Source organism: Candidatus Sodalis endolongispinus (genome assembly GCF_018777395.1).
In the GTDB taxonomy this organism is placed as follows: Bacteria; Pseudomonadota; Gammaproteobacteria; order Enterobacterales; family Enterobacteriaceae; genus Sodalis_B; species Sodalis_B endolongispinus.
The window spans coordinates 706,642-725,693 of record NZ_JAFJYC010000001.1; the positions used below are offsets into that span (position 1 = coordinate 706,642).

The 19,052-nt window shown below is 53.4% G+C and carries 11 protein-coding genes, 2 tRNA genes, 3 rRNA genes and 2 pseudogenes; 9 read left to right on the forward strand and 9 right to left on the reverse strand.

Features of this window, described 5'->3' with window-relative positions; genetic code table 11:
- Nucleotides 1-66: 66 nt before the first annotated feature.
- The 4 genes from JZM24_RS03525 to JZM24_RS03540 are packed head-to-tail and all read left to right on the forward strand — an operon-like array spanning nt 67 to nt 3,263.
- The gene (locus tag JZM24_RS03525) at nt 67-645 is read left to right on the forward strand and encodes a FimD/PapC N-terminal domain-containing protein (RefSeq protein WP_215668583.1); all 579 of its coding nucleotides are present in this window, start codon (nt 67-69) and stop codon (nt 643-645) included.
- Nucleotides 635-2,437 (forward strand): fimbria/pilus outer membrane usher protein, encoded by a 1,803-nt coding sequence (locus JZM24_RS03530; protein WP_215668584.1) that lies wholly within the window; start codon nt 635-637, stop codon nt 2,435-2,437. The genes JZM24_RS03525 and JZM24_RS03530 overlap by 11 nt, the downstream gene beginning before the upstream one ends.
- Complete coding sequence (locus JZM24_RS03535; protein WP_215668585.1) at nt 2,428-2,697, forward strand: hypothetical protein; 270 nt, start codon at nt 2,428-2,430, stop codon at nt 2,695-2,697. Before JZM24_RS03530 ends, JZM24_RS03535 begins: the two co-directional genes overlap by 10 nt.
- Nucleotides 2,694-3,263 (forward strand): fimbrial protein, encoded by a 570-nt coding sequence (locus tag JZM24_RS03540; RefSeq protein WP_215668586.1) that lies wholly within the window; start codon nt 2,694-2,696, stop codon nt 3,261-3,263. Before JZM24_RS03535 ends, JZM24_RS03540 begins: the two co-directional genes overlap by 4 nt.
- 126 nt (nt 3,264-3,389) lie before the next feature.
- Here JZM24_RS03540 and JZM24_RS03545 read toward each other — a convergent pair whose 3' ends face one another.
- The 3 genes and pseudogenes from JZM24_RS03545 to cspE form a co-directional block, all read right to left on the reverse strand.
- Nucleotides 3,390-4,076, reverse strand: a complete 687-nt coding sequence (locus JZM24_RS03545; protein WP_215668587.1) for a hypothetical protein — start codon at nt 4,074-4,076, stop codon at nt 3,390-3,392.
- A gap of 136 nt (nt 4,077-4,212) precedes the next feature.
- Nucleotides 4,213-5,850: pseudogene (locus JZM24_RS03550) on the reverse strand (ABC transporter substrate-binding protein).
- A 618-nt stretch (nt 5,851-6,468) separates the two neighbouring features.
- The gene (cspE, locus tag JZM24_RS03555) at nt 6,469-6,681 is read right to left on the reverse strand and encodes a transcription antiterminator/RNA stability regulator CspE (protein WP_215668588.1); all 213 of its coding nucleotides are present in this window, start codon (nt 6,679-6,681) and stop codon (nt 6,469-6,471) included.
- Nucleotides 6,682-7,322: 641 nt separating this feature from the next.
- Between cspE and JZM24_RS03560 the strand changes: the two genes are divergently transcribed.
- The 5 genes from JZM24_RS03560 to JZM24_RS03580 all read left to right on the forward strand — a co-directional run bounded on the left by JZM24_RS03560 (nt 7,323) and on the right by JZM24_RS03580 (nt 13,206).
- Nucleotides 7,323-8,396, forward strand: a complete 1,074-nt coding sequence (locus JZM24_RS03560; protein WP_215668589.1) for an amino acid ABC transporter substrate-binding protein — start codon at nt 7,323-7,325, stop codon at nt 8,394-8,396.
- 9 nt (nt 8,397-8,405) lie between these two features.
- On the forward strand, nt 8,406-9,473 hold the full coding sequence (locus JZM24_RS03565) for an amino acid ABC transporter permease (RefSeq protein ID WP_215668590.1): 1,068 nt from the start codon (nt 8,406-8,408) through the stop codon (nt 9,471-9,473).
- A gap of 9 nt (nt 9,474-9,482) precedes the next feature.
- Complete coding sequence (locus JZM24_RS03570; protein WP_376775507.1) at nt 9,483-10,589, forward strand: amino acid ABC transporter permease; 1,107 nt, start codon at nt 9,483-9,485, stop codon at nt 10,587-10,589.
- A 9-nt stretch (nt 10,590-10,598) separates the two neighbouring features.
- Nucleotides 10,599-11,366 (forward strand): amino acid ABC transporter ATP-binding protein, encoded by a 768-nt coding sequence (locus JZM24_RS03575; RefSeq protein ID WP_376775508.1) that lies wholly within the window; start codon nt 10,599-10,601, stop codon nt 11,364-11,366.
- 943 nt (nt 11,367-12,309) lie between these two features.
- Nucleotides 12,310-13,206 (forward strand): toxin glutamine deamidase domain-containing protein, encoded by an 897-nt coding sequence (locus tag JZM24_RS03580; RefSeq protein WP_215668591.1) that lies wholly within the window; start codon nt 12,310-12,312, stop codon nt 13,204-13,206.
- 110 nt (nt 13,207-13,316) lie between these two features.
- On the opposite strand, the pseudogene JZM24_RS03585 reads toward JZM24_RS03580, so the two are convergent.
- The 6 genes and pseudogenes from JZM24_RS03585 to JZM24_RS03610 form a co-directional block, all read right to left on the reverse strand.
- Nucleotides 13,317-14,422: pseudogene (locus tag JZM24_RS03585) on the reverse strand (ROK family transcriptional regulator).
- A 447-nt stretch (nt 14,423-14,869) separates the two neighbouring features.
- Nucleotides 14,870-14,984: ribosomal RNA gene (gene rrf, locus JZM24_RS03590) — 5S ribosomal RNA — on the reverse strand.
- A gap of 36 nt (nt 14,985-15,020) precedes the next feature.
- Nucleotides 15,021-15,096: transfer RNA gene (locus tag JZM24_RS03595), tRNA-Thr, on the reverse strand.
- A 46-nt stretch (nt 15,097-15,142) separates the two neighbouring features.
- Nucleotides 15,143-15,258, reverse strand: a 5S ribosomal RNA gene (gene rrf / locus JZM24_RS03600).
- A gap of 180 nt (nt 15,259-15,438) precedes the next feature.
- A 23S ribosomal RNA gene (locus tag JZM24_RS03605) occupies nt 15,439-18,443 on the reverse strand.
- Nucleotides 18,444-18,835: 392 nt separating this feature from the next.
- A tRNA-Glu gene (locus tag JZM24_RS03610) sits at nt 18,836-18,911 on the reverse strand.
- Between the last annotated feature and the right edge of the window lie 141 nt (nt 18,912-19,052).

The following is a 19,052-nucleotide window of genomic DNA, read 5'->3' on the forward strand; positions in this document are numbered from 1 at the left end:
ATAGGTGGCGCATTCAACCATAGGGATGATGGCATGTGACCGGTTAAACATTGACGGCTCATACTTATGAACAAAATTCTTCTCTTGATTTCTCTTATAAGCTGTATGGGATGGACACATGCAGAAGAAAAATATGCGACCGACTTTATCGAAAATGTCGGTGGGGTCGCAATCAAGGATGTATCGGCGTTTGATAACGGCAATGATGTTTTACCTGGCACCTATTCACTCACCGTCGTCATTAACGATCATCAAATCGATGGCCAGCGTATTACCTTTAAGAAAACCAGCGATGATAAAGTTGAGGCAGTATTCTCCTGCGATACATTGAAAAGTTGGGGCATCGTGATTGAGGAATGCCAGGCTGGCGAAGTACCGTTAACGGCTTATATCAGTCAGGCGCAGGCTGATGTCGATCTTGGCGATAACACCTTGACCTTAACCGTACCGCAAAAATATCAGTTGGAAAGCGGCGCAAATGATGTCGCTAGCGAACAGGAGTGGCAAAACGGCATCAACGCGGCGTTCAGCAGTTATAACATCAATACCGATAGCGCTCGTCAGAATGGCACCTGGCGACGTAATACCCTCTATGGCAATTTCACTAACGGCATTAATTTGAGGGGTTTCCCGCGTGAGAAATAATGGTTTCCTCAACGTCACAGACGGCGACAAAACCCGCTACGTGAGCAGCAAGAATTATCTCGAACATGATATCGATACGCTGCGAAGCACCCTGACCTTGGGCGACTTTTTTACCACCTGGAAAGTTTTTGCCGCGCAAAATCTGCGCGGTGCGGCTTTGGCCACTAATAATGCCATGCTGTCCAACCGGGAGCTGGTATATACGCCGGTGATAACCGGCGTGGCGCGCAGCAACGCGACTATCGTTATCAAACAAAACGACTTCATCATCGCTACACGTAAAGTGCCGCCAGGGCCTTTTGCGCTAAGGGACATACCTGCCTCATCCAGCGCCGGCGATATGGACATCACGATTATAGAAGCCAACGGCGACAGCCGCCATTTCAGCCAATCCTATAATGCGGTAGATGTGCTGGTACCCGCACATAGCCTGCATTATAGCCTGTATGCAGGCCGCAACCGTAGCCTGATCAATGCCCCGCCATTGGCGGAGGCCGACGGGCTGTACGGCCTGTCTAATACCGTAACGCTCATCGGCGGCGCGCAATACGCAAACGATTATCATAACCTTGCCGCCGGCATGGGGGCAAATGTGCCTCGACTGGGCGGTCTTTATGCCGTGGTCAATAGCAGCGCCAGCGAAACCACAGCGCACGGCCACCAGCAGGGCAGCCTGTTGACCACCTGGCTTAGCCATAGTTTTACCGTCACCGGTAGCTATCTGTACCTCACGGCGGAGCATCGCTTCGCCGAGGGTTACCAGGAATATGAGGATGCCTTATCCAATCAGGCCTATGAACACTATCTGACGCGCTATGCCCTACAGCTCAGCCAGCCGGGGGAAGAGGTCAGCCTGACGGTTAATATGGCAGAGTCTTTTGGTTTTCAGGGCGACAAAAGCCACTCGCTGGGGGGCAGCCTCAGCTTCACTCCGAACCGCCTGACGGTCATAACCAGCCTGACCCATCAATCCGGTAGCCAGAAAGATAACCTTCTGTCCTTGAACATGTCGCTGCCGTTGGGCAATGAGGCGCGCCATTATTTGAATTATAACCAGACGCTCACTCAGGGGGGCAGCAGCGACGACCGTCTTTCTCTCAGCGGCAGCTTTCTGGAAGACGATAACCTGAGTTATGATATTGGCGCATCGACCTCGGCCGGCTATCGTCAAAACGACAGCTCCTTACGCTATAACGCCGGCAAAGGCACGATAAGTTCCTCCTGGAGCCAGGATCGAGACAGCAATGATCTCTCGCTGGGGCTAGAAGGATCGGTCATTGCCGATCACCACGGCATCAACCTTGGCCAGCCGATGACGCAAAGTACCGCTCTGGTGCATACCGACCACGTCTCCGGTTTGCCCATCGCCAACAACACCGCGATAGCCACCGATCATTTTGGCAACGCCATTGTCACCGGTTTGTCGCCCTATCGTTATAACGAAACATCCCTTAACACCGATAAGCTCAAAAAACAGGTGGAAGCGGATAGCAATATCTATCAAAACGCGCCACGGAAGGGCGCCATTATCGAAGTGGACTTTGCCGCACACAAGCGTGCCGTGCACTATGCCCACATCCGTACTCCTGACGGCGCAGCGTTACCGTTCGGCGCCGTGGTGTACGATGCCGGCGACCGCAACGTCGGTATTGTCTCTGCCGGCGGTCTTACCGCGCTTAATATGCAAGATAGCCGTTGGCCATTTCATGTACGCAGCGAAGGCATGACCTGCCAAACGGATTTACAGGGCGCCAAGCCACAAAGCCAGATTTGGGAGTTAACATGCCAATAATAATACGGGTGATCCCCTTGCTCATCGTCCTCTTCGCGGCGCCATTGCAGGCAGCGGGCGTGCTGACGCAGTCGCTGCCGGCCGTCACGTTGAATCTGCCGGTGGATGAGCAGGTGGGCGCGCTGCTTAAAGCCGTGGCACTGCCCGCCAGCGCTATCAGTAAGTTACAAGCGACGCAGCTTTCTCTCATGACGGCGGGCGCACCGTGGGATGCCCCGGCAGAGGCATTTATCAAACCCCCGTCGCAGGTTTGGGTTTGAGCCTTTGCAACCGGTCCGGCGATCGCTGCCTGACACAGAACACGCCCTGGATCCCTGGCGATACGCTCTTTTTGCGCCTGTATAAAATTGGTAATTTGCAGGGCGGACACTATAGCCTGCCGGCGCTGACGCTGTTGGCGGCCTCCCAGCCGGTGTTGAGGATCATGCCGCCGCAGGTGAGCTTGACCACAGCATTGTGCCGTATCACCGCCAAACGCATCGAGGTGAAATTTCCCCGCGTCTTCATGACGCCGACGCCATCCGCGCCGCTGCCTGCGGTGAATTTCACCCTTCCCGTGAACTGTCCTCACGCTGAGGATTACCGCAACGTGCTAATCCAATTCCGCTATGCCGGACGCTTTGTCGATGACCAGACGCTCCAGACCCAGCTCAGTGATATCGGCATTCAGGTGGAGAATGAGGATCATCAACTCATCACCTTTAATAGCAATAACCCTCTTCCCTCGGCTTCCTTTGTTTATCGGGCGCGACTGGTGCGCACGGCGGGACCGGCACAATATGGCAAATTTAACGTGAATGCGACCGCGTTGATGACCTTTCGCTGAACCTGCTAAGACCGGGCGGCGCCTGGCGCGGGCGCCTGCGACCCGGCTAACGACTACGGCTACAGCTAGGGCGAGGTGAGCAGCGACGAAACCATGAAAAACACGAGGGTGACAACCTGCGCCAGGCTACACGCGAGAGGGCATATCCAGGGGATAGTCCGCCAGAGCGGTCCGGGTTTGACGGCGGTATTGCAGCGCGGCGGTCAGTGCCAGCACCGGCAGCAAAAGCTCCAGAAACTCTTCCTGCGATGTTTGTAGCGCCACCAGCCACAGTGGCGCGTGCCAGCCCAGCGTCTCTTTGAATTCTCCCAACGAGCGGTCGAGAACATTGGTGATAAAAATGAGGGCCATAAAGGTGGCGATGGTAATGGCATAGCTTTTACGCGCCGTGATATCGCGCAGCAGCGGCCGGGAATAGCGTATCAGAAAATACAGGCAAGCAATGGCTATCGGCGCCAATGATAACAGCGCATAAAGCTTATCCAGCGCCGGCATCGGTCCGGTCCAAAAGCGCAATTTGAGCATGCTCATGTGATCGATATATTTATGTAAATCGGCCTCGCGCGCCATCATCGCCAGTAGCGCAATCCAGACCGCCAGCCGAGTGGACCAGCGAACACCTTTTAGCGGCAACACCAGCAGACACAAGAGCGTAATGGCACAAGCGACCAGAGTCAGGTTCTCCACCAGTTGCCCCTCTTCCACCAGATGAATAAGCGGCGCGACCGGCATCACGCACCACAGCATAAAGGTCAGCAGGCTGACCACCAGCACAAAGCCAGGCGAAAAACGCGGTAAGTCGAGCAGAGACATAACATGGATTCCTGGTAAAAAGAGCAACAATTATTACCGCTCAAGATCCTGAACTTTTGACATTGGATGCCTAATACATCCTTCAGCATGCTAAATCGCGCTGCCCGGGGCAACAACGGGCAGCGCCTGAAGCCGTTCAGTGTTTCATTACGTATAAATCTTTGGTGTAGAAAAAGCCTAGCTTAGATTCATGAAAACCGCCAATCCACGGTTTCACCAGTTTGCTCGAGACATAATAATAGACGGGGATAGCCGGTACTTGCTGTGCCAGTATGTCTTCCGCTTGCTGATAGAATTTTCCCGCTTCCGCCGGCGTGCCCGCGGATGCCGTATGAATCGCCCGGTCATAATCGGCATTAACAAATTTGGCGGTATTTTCACTGCTGTTGCTTAAAAAATTGTTCAAAAAAGTGGACGGCTCATCATAGTCGGCGATCCAGGCATAACGTACCAAGCAAAAATTGCCGGTATGCATGGTATCCAGCATGGTTTTCCATTCCTGATTTTGCAGCGTCGCTACCACGCCAAGATTTTTTTTCCACATTGAACTGGCGGCAATGGCAATGCGCTGGTGAGATTCCGAGGTGTTATACAGCAGAGAAAACGCCAAAGGATGCTGCGCATCGAAGCCCGCCTCCCTAAGTAGCGCTTTCGCTTTGTCATTGCGTTTTTCCTGACTCCAGCCCGCGTAGTCCGGCATTTTCAAATTATAACCGCCGGCGGCATAATGGCTGAGCGTCCAGGCAGGCGTCTGACCTTGCCCCAATACCTTTTCGGCGATTACGCTTTTATCCAGCCCCAAATTAAGCGCCAGCCGCACCCGAGGATCGTTGAACGGCGCTTTCTGAGTATTGAATTCGTAGTAATACACCGCCAGCTTCGGCGCAACATGAACTTCCGGGCCAAGCTCCTTTTTCAGCGATTTAAACAGCGTTTCGGGGACGGTGTAGGTCACATCTATTTCGCCGGCGCGGTAGCGGTTTACATCGGCGGTACCGGAGGCCACCGGCAGGTAAGTCACCTTGTTGATAACCGTATGCGCATCATCCCAATAGCGACTATTTCTGACGGCGACAACTTTTTCATTGACTACCCATTGGTCGAGTTTATAGGCGCCGCTACTGACGATATTGGCCGGCTGGGTCCATTTACCGCCAAATTGTTCGACATCTTTCTTATTGATGGGCACCAGGGCGGGATGGGCCAGCATTTGCAGAAAATAGGAGACAGGTTGATCCAACGACACTTCCACCTTCCGAGTGTCCAGGGATTTGATGCCCAATTCAGCCGGTTTTTTCTTACCGTCGATAATAGCCTGCGCATTGAGCACATGCATATTGCTCAAATAACTTTCATAGGGCGAAGCCGTAGCCTGGCTAACCAGACGGCGCCATCTGTAGACCACATCCTGCGCGGTGATCGGATCACCGTTCGACCACACGAGTACCGGTCGTAAATGAAAGACCCAGCGGGTATTGTTATCATTTTCCCAGCGTTCGGCGAGGCGCGGGCGGATTTTTCCGTCATTATCGACGCTGACTAGTCATTCAAAAATATCGCTGATAATATTAAATTCGACGTCGCTTTCTACTTTTTTATGCTGGTCGAGGGACGCCGGTTCGCTACCGTTATTACGTATCACCTCTTGCTTGGCCGCCAGCTGCGTACCTGCCGGAACCATTGCCGCCTGTGTCAGTATAGGGGACGCAGACAGGGCGGCTAACATAAGCGCCAGTAGCGGTTTCTTGCCCACTTTAAAAGGAATTAACACCATCCTGCCATTCTCCCATTATTGTAATGAACGTTCACCCTCACATTACTTATCGCGTTAATTCATTATGCGCAAACACTTTTCGGCGCTCTCCCCGTAAGGGAAAGGATCTGGACGACCTATCAGGTCGGCGGATGCCGATATGATAGCTATTGCTGGCATTGAGGTTGCGGTTAAAATTGAGACTTAGGCTGAGTGGAGGCTGGGCCTGGGATAAATGCTGAGTCTGGGTTAAGGCTAGGCCTGGGATAGATGCTGAATCTGGGTTAAGGCTGGGTCTGGGATAGATGCTGAATCTGGGTTGAGGCTGGGGCTGGAATAAATGTTGAGCCTGGGTTGATGCTCGGACTCTGGCTCACACCGTTAAGCCTTAAACCTAGGGTTTTGGCCAAGGCTGCCGCTATCGTGACGACGAAACCGGGTGCAGAAAACGGCGGTCAGGAAAAGGGCACCAAGAGGGATCACCGATATTCCCCTATAATGGGCATGGCGGTGTTAACGGCAATAAAAAAACCCCGGCCTCGCCCGGGGTTTTTTCTGCGTCTTAAGGGCATATCTTTCGGCAATTATTGCCTAGGCGGTAGGCTTTTCGCCCCCGCCAACGGCCCGTGAGCGCGTGTCTTACAGGGCAACCACGTTAGCAGCAGACGGGCCTTTCTGACCCTGCTCAATGGTGAATTCTACGCGCTGGCCTTCGTCCAGGGTTTTGAAATCGTTGCTCTGGATAGCAGAGAAATGTACGAATACATCTTTGCTGCCGTCAGCCGGAGTGATGAAACCAAAACCTTTACCCGCGTCAAACCATTTTACTAAACCAGCTACTTTATTAGACATTTGTACTTCCTTCATTAAGTTGAAAAACGCCGGCGGCGATATGGGGTCTGTTTGCCAGCATGTACTTATGGGCACGTATTAAGAAGGAAATTCGTCGAAGAAGTGATGGTGGACTATCGCTTTTTGCTGAACAACTTTACTAAAATGGCTTACATAGGTAGGTCTGTACCACAAACCGTGTAGCGCCATTAACGCATACTCCCGGCACAGGCGCAAGCGTTATTATGAAGAAAAAAGTTATAACCCGAGGGAATAACCCGCCGGCGCGGCGTACATTATGCGCCGACACCTGAAGGACGGGCATTTATGCCGGTTCGCTCGTTAGCCACCAGCGTGTCGTCACCTGCCGGTCTGTCTCCATGACGGACCACGGGAGAGCGCAATTCCACATAGCGGAACACATTGCATCCAAATAGTGCACCTCACGCGCATAAGTCCGTAAATTGCCCCTCAGTAGTGCAGACTCACCCCGTTCCGCCTTCGATAGGTTGTTAATAAAGTGTAACACAACCCTTCAGTCAACTCTCTGCCGATTTGGCATCCCCTTTGCTATGAGGTTACAGGCGCTATGCCTTTTTAAGGAAGGATGTGTCAGCACACATCAAAAATCGACTGCTTTATTCTGCCTCACAGGACGAATTATGAAAAAAATGATGATTTCCACATTGGTTGCCGCCGCCACACTCTTTGCGGTAGCGAATCAGGCTCACGCTGGGGCCACTTTAGACGCGGTCAAGAAAAAAGGCTTTATTCAATGCGGTATCAGTGATGGCTTACCGGGGTTCTCTTACGCTGATGCCAGCGGGAAATTCACCGGTCTGGATGTGGATGTTTGCCGTGCCGTTGCCGCGGCTGTGTTTGGCGATGCAAGCAAAGTGAAGTACACCACGCTGACCGCTAAAGAGCGCTTTACCGCGCTGCAGTCGGGTGAAGTCGATATTCTGTCGCGCAATACCACTTGGACCTCATCTCGTGACGGCAACATGGACTTTGTTTTCGCCGGTGTGAACTATTACGACGGCATTGGTTTCCTGACCCATAACAAAGCCGGCCTGAAGAGCGCCAAAGACCTGGACGGCGCTACCGTCTGCCTGCAATCCGTTACCGACACCGAATTAAACGTGGCCGACTTTTTCCGCGCCAATAAAATGCAATACACGCCGGTTACCTTCGATCGCGCCGACGAGAGCGCCAAAGCGCTGGAATCTGGCCACTGCGATACCCTGGCAACCGACCAGTCTGGTCTGTACGCGCTGCGGATCAAGTTAAGCAAACCCGATGACTGGGTGGTGTTGCCGGAAGTGATTTCTAAAGAGCCGCTGGGGCCGGTCGTGCGCCGCGGCGGCGGCGATTGGTTCACTATCGTGAAATGGTCGCTGTACGCCATGCTTAACGCTGAGGAAATGGAAATCACCTCGCAAAACGTTGATGAGCTGACCGCCAACCCGAAAAATCCGGATATGGCCTATTTGCTCGGCAAAGAAGGTCATTATGGTGAAGAGCTGAAGTTGTCCAACGACTGGGCGCACAACATCATCAAGCAGGTCGGCAATTACGGCGAATCATTTGAACGCAACGTGGGTCAGGGTAGCGATCTGAAAATCAAGCGCGGTTTGAACGCCTTATGGAATCACGGCGGCATCCGGTACGTTAATAGCTGCCACAGTTCAGGAGCACCGGTGACGCCGGTGCTTTTTCTTCGATTTTCCTGCTGAGGCTTACTTATGCAACACCGCCCAACCGTAACGGGAAACTTCTCCCTGACCAACCCTGCGGTTCGCGCCTGGATTTATCAGATTCTGTCCGTTGTGGTCCTGGTACTGTTTGTCGGCCATCTGGTGCATAACACCCTGACCAACCTCAACCACCGCGGCATTACCTCCGGTTTCGACTTTCTCAATAACGCCGCCGGGTTTGGCATAGTACAGCATCTTATTGATTTTGAACAAGGCGACACTTACGGGCGGGTCTTTGTCGTCGGCCTGCTTAATACACTGCTGGTGTCGGCGCTGTGTATCGTGTTCGCCTCGATACTGGGGTTTATTGTCGGCCTGTACAGACTGTCCGAAAACTGGCTGCTGCGCAAACTCTCCACGTTATATATTGAAATCTTCCGCAATATTCCGCCGCTGCTGCAAATCTTCTTTTGGTACTTCGCCGTCCTGCGCAACCTGCCGGGCCCCCGTCAGGCGGTAAACGCTTTCGACCTCGCGTTTCTCAGTAACCGTGGATTGTATTTGCCCGCCACCGACGCCGGACCGGGCGCATGGGCGACGGCCATCGCGCTGCTGGTGGCGCTGGCGCAGTTGATCGCCGGTCCCGCGATAGCCTGGGATGTTCCGCAGTTGCGCGGCTTCAATTTTCGCGGCGGCATGGCGCTGATTCCAGAACTGGCGGCGTTAACGCTGGCGTTATCGGTTTACACCTCGGCGTTTATTGCCGAGGTGATCCGCTCCGGCATTCAGTCGGTACCGTTCGGCCAGCATGAGGCGGCGGGCTCGCTTGGGCTGCCGAACCCGGTGACGTTAAACAAAGTGATCCTGCCGCAGGCAATGCGGGTGATCGTCCCTACCCTGACCAGCCAATATCTCAATATCGTCAAGAACTCATCGCTGGCGGCCGCAATTGGCTATCCCGATATGGTGTCGTTGTTCGCCGGTTCCGTACTCAACCAGACCGGCCAGGCCATTGAGACCATTGCTATCACCATGGCGGTCTATCTGGTCATCAGCCTGGCGATTTCGCTGCTGATGAATATTTATAATAAGCGCAAAGCGCTGGTGGAACGCTGAGAGGTGCCGATGACTATGACTTTATCTCCCCAAGAACACATCGCGCCGGCCGCGCGCAGTCAACTGGTCCTGGCGACACTTTGGATCAAACGCAATCTGTTTTCCAGTGTCACGAATAGCATTCTGACATTGCTCTGCCTTTGGCTGTTGTGGACAGCCCTGCCGCCGCTGGTGGAGTGGGCGTTTATCAAAGCCAATTGGCTGGGGACTTCACGCCTGGATTGCACCCGCGACGGCGCCTGCTGGGTGTTTATCCACGCGCGTTTCGGCCAGTTCATGTACGGACTCTATCCCTTAGATCAGCGTTGGCGCATCAACGTCACTCTGGCGGTATGCATAATCTCGCTGCTGCCGAGGTTTTGGCACCGCATGCCGCGCCGCGGCCGCTATATCATCTGCTGGGCAATCGCGTTTCCCGTGTTCACCTGGATCATGCTGTACGGCGGTTTTTTTGGCCTCGGCCGCGTGGAAACCCGCCTATGTGGCGGCCTGACCCTCACCTTGATCATCGCCGCCGTGGGCATCGCCGGCGCGATGCCGTTGGGGATTGTCATGGCGCTGGCCAGGCGTTCATCAATGCCGGTGGTGAAATGGCTTGCCATCATCTTTATCGAATTCTGGCGCGGAGTTCCGCTGATTACCGTGCTGTTTATGTCTTCGGTGATGCTGCCGCTTTTCCTTTCCGAAGGCACCCAAATCGATAAACTTTTGCGGGCGTTGGTTGGCGTTATTATGTTCCAATCCGCCTATGTGGCGGAGGTGGTGCGTGGGGGGCTGCAAGCGCTGCCCAAAGGCCAAACCGAGGCGGCGGAATCCCTGGCGCTCGGTTATTGGCAAACCCATGGCCTTATCATCCTGCCGCAGGCGCTGAAAATGGTCATCACCGGGCTGGTCAATACCATCATCGCGCTGTTTAAAGACACCAGCCTGGTAGTCATCATAGGGTTATTTGATTTGTTTAGCAGCGTGCAGCAGGCGACGGTGGACCCCGCCTGGCTAGGCATGTCCACCGAAGGTTATGTCTTTGCCGCGCTCGTGTATTGGCTTTTCTGTTTCAGCATGTCCCGCTATAGCCAGCATTTGGAAAAGCGTTTCCATACCGGACACCAGCATTGAGGTTTTTTTATGAGCATGATGAAAATTAACGCCGCCACCGGAGACAACCTGATGATTACAATGAAAAATGTCAATAAGTGGTACGGGCAATTCCATGTTTTAAAAGACATCAATCTACAGGTGAAAGCCGGTGAACGCATTGTGTTATGCGTGCCTTCTGGATCGGGTAAATCCACCACGATCCGCTGCATCAACCATCTTGAAGAGCATCAACAGGGCAGCATTGTGGTTGACGGTACCCTGCTCAATGACGACCTGCGCAATATTGAGCGCGTGCGCACCGAAGTCGGCATGGTGTTCCAGCACTTTAATCTGTTTCCGCATCTGACGGTGATGCAAAACTGCATTTTAGCCCCGACATGGGTGCGCAAGATACCTAAAAAAGAGGCCGAGGCGCTGGCAATGCACTATTTAGAACGGGTGCGTATCGCCGAGCACGCACAAAAATTTCCCGGTCAGCTATCTGGCGGGCAACAACAACGGGTAGCCATCGCCCGCTCGCTGTGCATGAAACCGAAAATCATGTTGTTTGACGAGCCGACCTCCGCGCTGGATCCCGAAATGGTGAAAGAAGTGCTGGATACCATGATCGGCCTGGCGGAAGACGGGATGACAATGTTGTGTGTAACCCATGAAATGGGTTTCGCCCGCACCGTGGCCGACCGGGTGATCTTCATGGATCGCGGCGAGATTGTCGAACAGGCGCCGCCGGAGGCGTTCTTCGCCCAGCCGAAATCGGCGCTAACCCGCGCTTTCCTTTCTCAGGTCATTCACTAATTTTCCCGGCGGGCGCTGGCCCGCCTTTTTCTTTTCGGCGCACGGCAAGTGACAGGCTCGCGCTGATGCCTGCCGGCAGCGCGTTGATAACAACCTCAACGCTCGGCTCGCGGTCGGCTTCCTCTGTTTTTTCGTCAATAGACTATTGGCATTGTATTGGCGCGTTTGTTTCAGTGCAGCGCGGAAAATCCTATAAGCACCTTAACCCCAGACAACCTGCCGCCAAGGAATAATATGACCACCCCTTCGCTATTCTTATTGCGATTTACCGACATTTACCCGTTATTCTCCAGGCTGCATACCGGCATACAACGGTCTTAACACTGCTCAGGCGGCATGCATGCATTATCAAGAATGGACCTGATATACGCCAGCAACTGCGGATTTACAATGGGCATCGACCAAATTAAAAAAAATGATGGCGGCAATCTACCTGGAGATAATGTAATCTCTCGCGACAGACTTTCTTGCCGGGCAATGAAAAAATGTTGAAAATCATGCGGAAAAATTTAACTGCATCTGATACACCATACTCCGCAGCCTATATTCACACCCGCACTTATTATGCGACTTTATAGTAACACGCGTTATCATAAATCATTAAAATGGCGGAGAATTTTCCTGCAGGCGTTTTTTATATTGCACTTAATTAATGGATACTATATTTCCTCTGCAATAAAATACATAAGGAGTTTGCCATGAACCCTACTACTTTCGATAAAACGAGACTTCAGCCCATTCCGCCTTCCTTGGTGCAAACCACTCATCATGATAGACCTGGCGCCTCAGTGGCCGACATTATAGAAAAGGTGTACCACACCCCCCCAGTTTCGAGTCTTTTATAGATTTTCAGCATAATATTTCCCATATCACATTGAGCGATATTAAGGCCGTGATAATTGGCGACATAACCTATTCTCTTAGTGGGGAAGGGGATAACAAAGTGTTTTCCATTGCCACCGATATGAATCCCGGAAAAGACATATATGGTGAACCTATTACTGACGTCATTAGCAAACTCAATGAATTGTTACATCTTAAGCGGCTCACCACGGACAATGTCGCGTTACAACAGTCGACAGTAGAACAAAACTCGCCCTCGCCAAGTTTGACCTCAGAGGTGACTGAAGAAGAATTTTCTTTAATTACCGCATCCGCTGAGGAAGATGATCTCCCCGGCCCGGAAGAATATCGGACGCTTATTGTCACGGAAGGCTGCCACCCACCAACCTATTCTCCCGCAGCGGGTCAACGGGAAGCCTATAGGGACGAATTAAGCCGCTATTTGCGTGGACCTCTTCTGAAAGAAGTAAACCGCCACGGTACGAGCCCCTGGTGGCTGCGGCCGGTAGCCTGGGTCTGCGGGTTGTTTGGGGTTCACGGCGTAGTGCAAACCAATTGTCTCTCTTGCGCCACAGCGGTGGCAGACACGCTGAAAGAAGGACAACTGCATTGCGCCGACCACACGTTGCGCGGTGGCAGCCACAGTCAATTCTCAACCCTCAATAATGCGCAGGGTGGGATGCTTGACTCCATTGAGGCGATGTTGGACAAAGCGAATGCGCAACCGCAGTGCAATGCGGTGCTTTGCGTAAAGCGTCCACGCAGCTTTTGGAGCAGGCTATTCTCGCCCACCGATGGTCACGCCTGTAATGTGGTAAAAGTCGACCAGACGCTGTTTCTTGTTGATGCGCAAAAGAGACGTTGCCAGACACTTTCAATAACGGGCGATCGCGCCAACCAGCTGCGGCAAATAACACATTTTCTTGGTCCTATCGCCTATGGTCCGGGTTGCTTACAATGGTTTGATGTCGGATTTGAACGTTTTCCGGCGTCTTAAGAGACTCCTCTGGCGCGGTGTTCGCTTGACCCGCACGCCGTACCAACCTATTTAACTTGCCTATGGCATGTGACTTTGGGTGCTACCGACAAGCCTTTTGAGCAGTGGATTTATTTTAGCAGCACGTCATATTGCGGGTTGAACTCATCAAATATGGGCAGCGCTATATTTACTGCGCACCGAGCGCAGCAGGGGGAAAGCCGCAGCACGATTTTCGCCAGCAGCGGCTGTGGCATCAAACCACCGATGATCACCGCTTCAGGATCAAACACGCATTCAAGAATATTGATCGCTTGGCGCGCCGCCGGCAGTACCGAGGTTACCCAGCGGTCAAAATACGCCGCCGGCGCCTTGAGCAGGTCTTCCGGCAGCGCGGTAAGCGGATCCAGTCCACAGGCTTCCCAGGCCGTCTGCAGTGACAGATAACGTTCGAGACAGCCGCGATTGCCGCAGTAGCATTGCCGCCCGTCAGGCCGTACCACCATATGCCCTACTTCTCCGGCGTTTTGCGCGTGACCACCATAGACCTGACCATCGGTGAATATCCCTGCGCCCAGACCAGTGCCCAAATATAGATAGACGAAAGAATCAAGCCGCTTCGCCACACCGTGAAATCGCTCGCAGATAGCAGCCACCGTGGCGTCATTCTCCAGCGTCACCGGCCACCCAGTCGCGGCGGATAGCCGCCCGACGATATCCACATGCTCCCAGCCATGTAACGTGGTGGTGCCTTCTGATGAAAGCCCTTCAACGCCAAACGGGCCGGGCATCACGATCCCGATACCCAGCATCTTGCGCCAATCAATCGCCGTCTGTTGCTTCATGTCCAGCAGCTGTTGAGTAATCATCGCAATTGTGGCGCCTGGCTGGGGCTTTTGCATCAAAGTGAAGCGCCTTGCGCGCACCGCGCCAGAAAGATCGACCAATATTATCAACAAACTTTGGTGGTCAAGATGAATGCCGATTGAGTAAGCGCTGTCCGGATTTAACGTTACCGGAATCGCCGGCTGCGCGCGCCATCACGCCGGGGCAGATGCGCGGAAAGAATACCCGCCTGTTGCAAATCGCCGACGATATTGGAAACCGTTTGTGGCGTCAGCGCCGTTAAGCGCGCCAGCTCCGCACGGGTCAATTCACCGTTCAAGCGGATAGCTTCAATAATAACCCGCCTGTTATGGGCTTTGGCGTGTTCGAGATTGGTGCCTGAGGTTCTCATTATCTTTTTCCACCCGTCATCATGGTAGCAGTATGCGTGAGAGAAAATAGGTCAATCAACTTGATTTATAAAGCGGACAAAGTCTGCTCAGACTATCTACTCTACTGGAATAAAAGCAAATGATTGGCAGATCATACAACGAATTATTATGCAGCAATTAAAGCAATTCAGTTTATTTAATCATATTACCCAGCGCTTTCTGCCGACGCACTCGCGAGGGTACCGAACCAGTAATATGGTAGAATCACTAAGTGGATAGATTAAACAGACTGAATGGATAAAAAAGGGGGATAGATGAAACTGGCCGAAGGGATAATGAATCTGGCTATCCTACTAGAGCGGTCCAATATAGAAACCGATCGATTAAGTCAGTGGTAAACAACGATAACGGTCGAATCATAGTTAAGAAAAAAGCCCTCTGCGCTAGCAGAGGGCTTCTAAATGGATGCCTGGCAGTTCCCTACTCTCGCATGGGGAGACCCCACACTACCATCGGCGCTACGGCGTTTCACTTCTGAGTTCTGCATGGGGTCAGTGGGACCACCGCGCTAGTGCCGCCAGGCAAATTCCTTTACCGAACTCGTACCGTTATAATGTCTGGTGCTGATACCCAGAGTCGAACTGGGGACCTCACCCTTACCAAGGGTGCGCTCTACCAACTGAGCCATATCAGCGTGCTCCTTTTGTCACCCCGTGCTGACCCGGTGCGACGTATTGGATGCCTGGCAGCTCCCTACTCTCGCATGGGGAGACCCCACACTACCATCGGCGCTACGGCGTTTCACTTCTGAGTTCTGCATGGGGTCAGGTGGGACCACCGCGCTAGTGCCGCCAGGCAAATTCTCTCTCCGTGCCGCTCCCGCCGCACAGACTGCTCTTGCCGCCCGACCATCACTTGCGTGACCGTCGGGCATTATCCGGAACATCGCTGATATCGTCTCGTCTCTTGCGTTTTTGACGTCAACGTTCGCTTTCGCTCTCGTCTCGCACACGCTCTCAAACAGCTCAGGTGTTGTAAGGTTAAGTCTCACGGGTCATTAGTATCGGTTAGCTCAACGTCTCGCAGCGCTTACACACCCGACCTATCAACGTCATCGTCTTCAACGTCCCTTCAGGAGGCTCAAGGCCTCAGGGAAGACTCATCTCGAGGCAAGTTTCCCACTTAGATGCTTTCAGCGGTTATCTTTTCCGCACGTAGCTACCGGGCAATGCCATTGGCATGACAACCCGAACACCAGTGGTGCGTCCACTCCGGTCCTCTCGTACTAGGAGCAGCCCCTCTCAATCTTCCAGCGCCCACGGCAGATAGGGACCGAACTGTCTCACGACGTTCTAAACCCAGCTCGCGTACCACTTTAAATGGCGAACAGCCATACCCTTGGGACCTACTTCAGCCCCAGGATGTGATGAGCCGACATCGAGGTGCCAAACACCGCCGTCGATATGAACTCTTGGGCGGTATCAGCCTGTTATCCCCGGAGTACCTTTTATCCGTTGAGCGATGGCCCTTCCATGCAGAACCACCGGATCACTAAGACCTGCTTTCGCACCTGCTCGAGCCGTCACTCTCGCAGTCAAGCTAGCTTATGCCTTTGCACTAACCTCACGATGTCCGACCGTGATTAGCTAACCTTCGTGCTCCTCCGTTACACTTTGGGAGGAGACCGCCCCAGTCAAACTACCCACCAGACACTGTCCTCGGCCCGGATAACGGGCCTGAGTGAGAACATCAAACATTAAAGGGTGGTATTTCAAGGTTGGCTCCATGCAGACTGGCGTCCACACTTCAAAGCCTCCCACCTATCCTACACATCAAGGCTCAATGTTCAGTGTCAAGCTATAGTAAAGGTTCACGGGGTCTTTCCGTCTTGCCGCGGGTACACCGCATCTTCACGGCGAGTTCAATTTCACTGAGTCTCGGGTGGAGACAGCCTGGCCATCATTACGCCATTCGTGCAGGTCGGAACTTACCCGACAAGGAATTTCGCTACCTTAGGACCGTTATAGTTACGGCCGCCGTTTACCGGGGCTTCGATCAAGAGCTTCTCCTTACGGATAACCCCATCAATTAACCTTCCGGCACCGGGCAGGCGTCACACCGTATACGTCCACTTTCGTGTTTGCACAGTGCTGTGTTTTTAATAAACAGTTGCAGCCAGCTGGTATCTGCGACTGGCTTCAGCTCGGGGCGCAAGGCCCTCCACCTACGTGACAGCGTGCCTTCTCCCGAAGTTACGGCACCATTTTGCCTAGTTCCTTCACCCGAGTTCTCTCAAGCGCCTGGGTATTCTCTACCTGACCACCTGTGTCGGTTTGGGGTACGATTCGATGTGACCTGGAGCTTAGAGGCTTTTCCTGGAAGCGTAGCATCAATTCCTTCACCACCGTGGTGGCTCGTCATTACGCCTCAGTGTTATGAAAGAGCGGATTTGCCTGCTCTTTCCACCTGCACGCTTGAACCGGGACAACCGTCGCCCGGCGAACCTAGCTTTCTCCGTCCCCCCTTCGCAGTCACACCCAGTACAGGAATATTAACCTGTTTCCCATCGACTACGCCTTTCGGCCTTGCCTTAGGGGTCGACTCACCCTGCTCCGATTAACGTTGAACAGGAACCCTTGGTCTTCCGGCGAGCGGGCTTTTCACCCGCTTTATCGTTACTTATGTCAGCATTCGCACTTCTGATACCTCCAGCAGCCATCACAGGCCACCTTCGCAGGCTTACAGAACGCTCCCCTACCCAACGGACGTATCCTTAAAACGCCTGGCCCGTGTCCGGCTGTCGCCGACTCAACGGGAATGTGGCTTGCACGCGCCGGCTCGCCGTCGCGTGAAGCGTTTTAAGTGATACGTCCGCTGCCGCAGCTTCGGTGCATGGTTTAGCCCCGTTACATCTTCCGCGCAGGCCGACTCGACCAGTGAGCTATTACGCTTTCTTTAAATGATGGCTGCTTCTAAGCCAACATCCTGGCTGTCTGGGCCTTCCCACATCGTTTCCCACTTAACCATGAATTTGGGACCTTAGCTGGCGGTCTGGGTTGTTTCCCTCTTCACGACGGACGTTAGCACCCGCCGTGTGTCTCCCGTGATAACATTCTACGGTATTTGCAGTTTGCATCGGGTTGGTAATCCGGGATGGACCCCTAGCCGAAACAGTGCTCTACCCCCGTAGATGACTTCACGAGGCGCTACCTAAATAGCTTTCGGGGAGAACCAGCTATCTCCCGGTTTGATTGGCCTTTCACCCCCAGCCACAAGTCATCCGCTAATTTTTCAACATTAGTCGGTTCGGTCCTCCAGTTAGTGTTACCCAACCTTCAACCTGCCCATGGCTAGATCACCGGGTTTCGGGTCTATACCCTGCAACTAGACGCCCAGTTAAGACTCGGTTTCCCTGCGGCTCCCCTATACGGTTAACCTTGCTACAGAATATAAGTCGCTGACCCATTATACAAAAGGTACGCAGTCACACCCCAAAGGATGCTCCCACTGCTTGTACGTACACGGTTTCAGGTTCTATTTCACTCCCCTCGCCGGGGTTCTTTTCGCCTTTCCCTCACGGTACTGGTTCACTATCGGTCAGTCAGGAGTATTTAGCCTTGGAGGATGGTCCCCCCATCTTCAGACAGGATATCACGTGTCCCGCCCTACTCATCGAGCTCACAACAAGCGCACCTTCGGATACGGGGCTATCACCCTCTGTCGCCGGACTTTCCAGACCGTTCTCCTGATGCGCAAGCTGATGATGGCTCTGGGCTGTTCCCCGTTCGCTCGCCGCTACTGGGGGAATCTCGGTTGATTTCTTTTCCTCAGGGTACTGAGATGTTTCAGTTCCCCTGGTTCGCCTCGTTAAGCTATGGATTCACTTAACGATGATGCAACGAATTGCACCGGGTTTCCCCATTCGGACATCGCCGGCTGATAACGCTTCATATCAGCTCACCGGCGCTTTTCGCAGATTAGCACGTCCTTCATCGCCTCTGACTGCCTAGGCATCCACCGTGTACGCTTAGTCACTTAACCTCACAACCCTGAGCTGTCTGCACCTTGTCCGACAGGCTGCACGACCGAAATCCGGCGTTGCGCGGTACTCGGCATCCTCATGGACATACAGTCCACCGCGGTGCCTGCGTGCCGTGCGCCTGGGCTTTCAGCCGTTCGCGCCGTCTCGCTCGAGTATCGCCATACAGGCGAGACCCGGCGTAGTCTGCGAAGACCGCGCGGAGACAACAGTGCCTGTCGCGCTACAGTGATAACGCTTACGCGTTATCTCAGGTTTGCTTACTTCGTTTGAGAGACTCGCATACTGAGTTTGCACTTCAGCATGTGTTTCAAATTTTCAGCTTGTTCCGGATTGTTAAAGAGCGGTATTTCGCAGCTCGCTTGATAAACGCGCTCTGAAATAAAAAGCAAAGTGGCGTCCCCTAGGGGGTTCGAACCCCTGTTACCGCCGTGAAAGGGCAGTGTCCTAGGCCACTAGACGAAGGGGACACGAAAACGCGGGCAACGTATCGCATGACTTTTACGCGGCAGAGACCGCTTTAAGTCAGGTAACCCTGACCGCAAAAGCGCCGTTAACGTCGTCGCCCAGCCGCCGATAGCTTTACCCCCGTTCGCCAGGCGAACAGGAAA

Coding starts and splice junctions, on each gene's coding strand:
- JZM24_RS03570 (WP_376775507.1), top strand. CDS start 9,483: ATGACTATGACTTTATCTCCCCAAGAACACATCGCGCCGGCCGCGCGC.
- JZM24_RS03525 (WP_215668583.1), top strand. CDS start 67: ATGAACAAAATTCTTCTCTTGATTTCTCTTATAAGCTGTATGGGATGG.
- JZM24_RS03545 (WP_215668587.1), bottom strand. CDS start 4,076: ATGTCTCTGCTCGACTTACCGCGTTTTTCGCCTGGCTTTGTGCTGGTG.
- JZM24_RS03560 (WP_215668589.1), top strand. CDS start 7,323: ATGAAAAAAATGATGATTTCCACATTGGTTGCCGCCGCCACACTCTTT.
- JZM24_RS03565 (WP_215668590.1), top strand. CDS start 8,406: ATGCAACACCGCCCAACCGTAACGGGAAACTTCTCCCTGACCAACCCT.
- JZM24_RS03575 (WP_376775508.1), top strand. CDS start 10,599: ATGAGCATGATGAAAATTAACGCCGCCACCGGAGACAACCTGATGATT.
- cspE (WP_215668588.1), bottom strand. CDS start 6,681: ATGTCTAATAAAGTAGCTGGTTTAGTAAAATGGTTTGACGCGGGTAAA.
- JZM24_RS03535 (WP_215668585.1), top strand. CDS start 2,428: ATGCCAATAATAATACGGGTGATCCCCTTGCTCATCGTCCTCTTCGCG.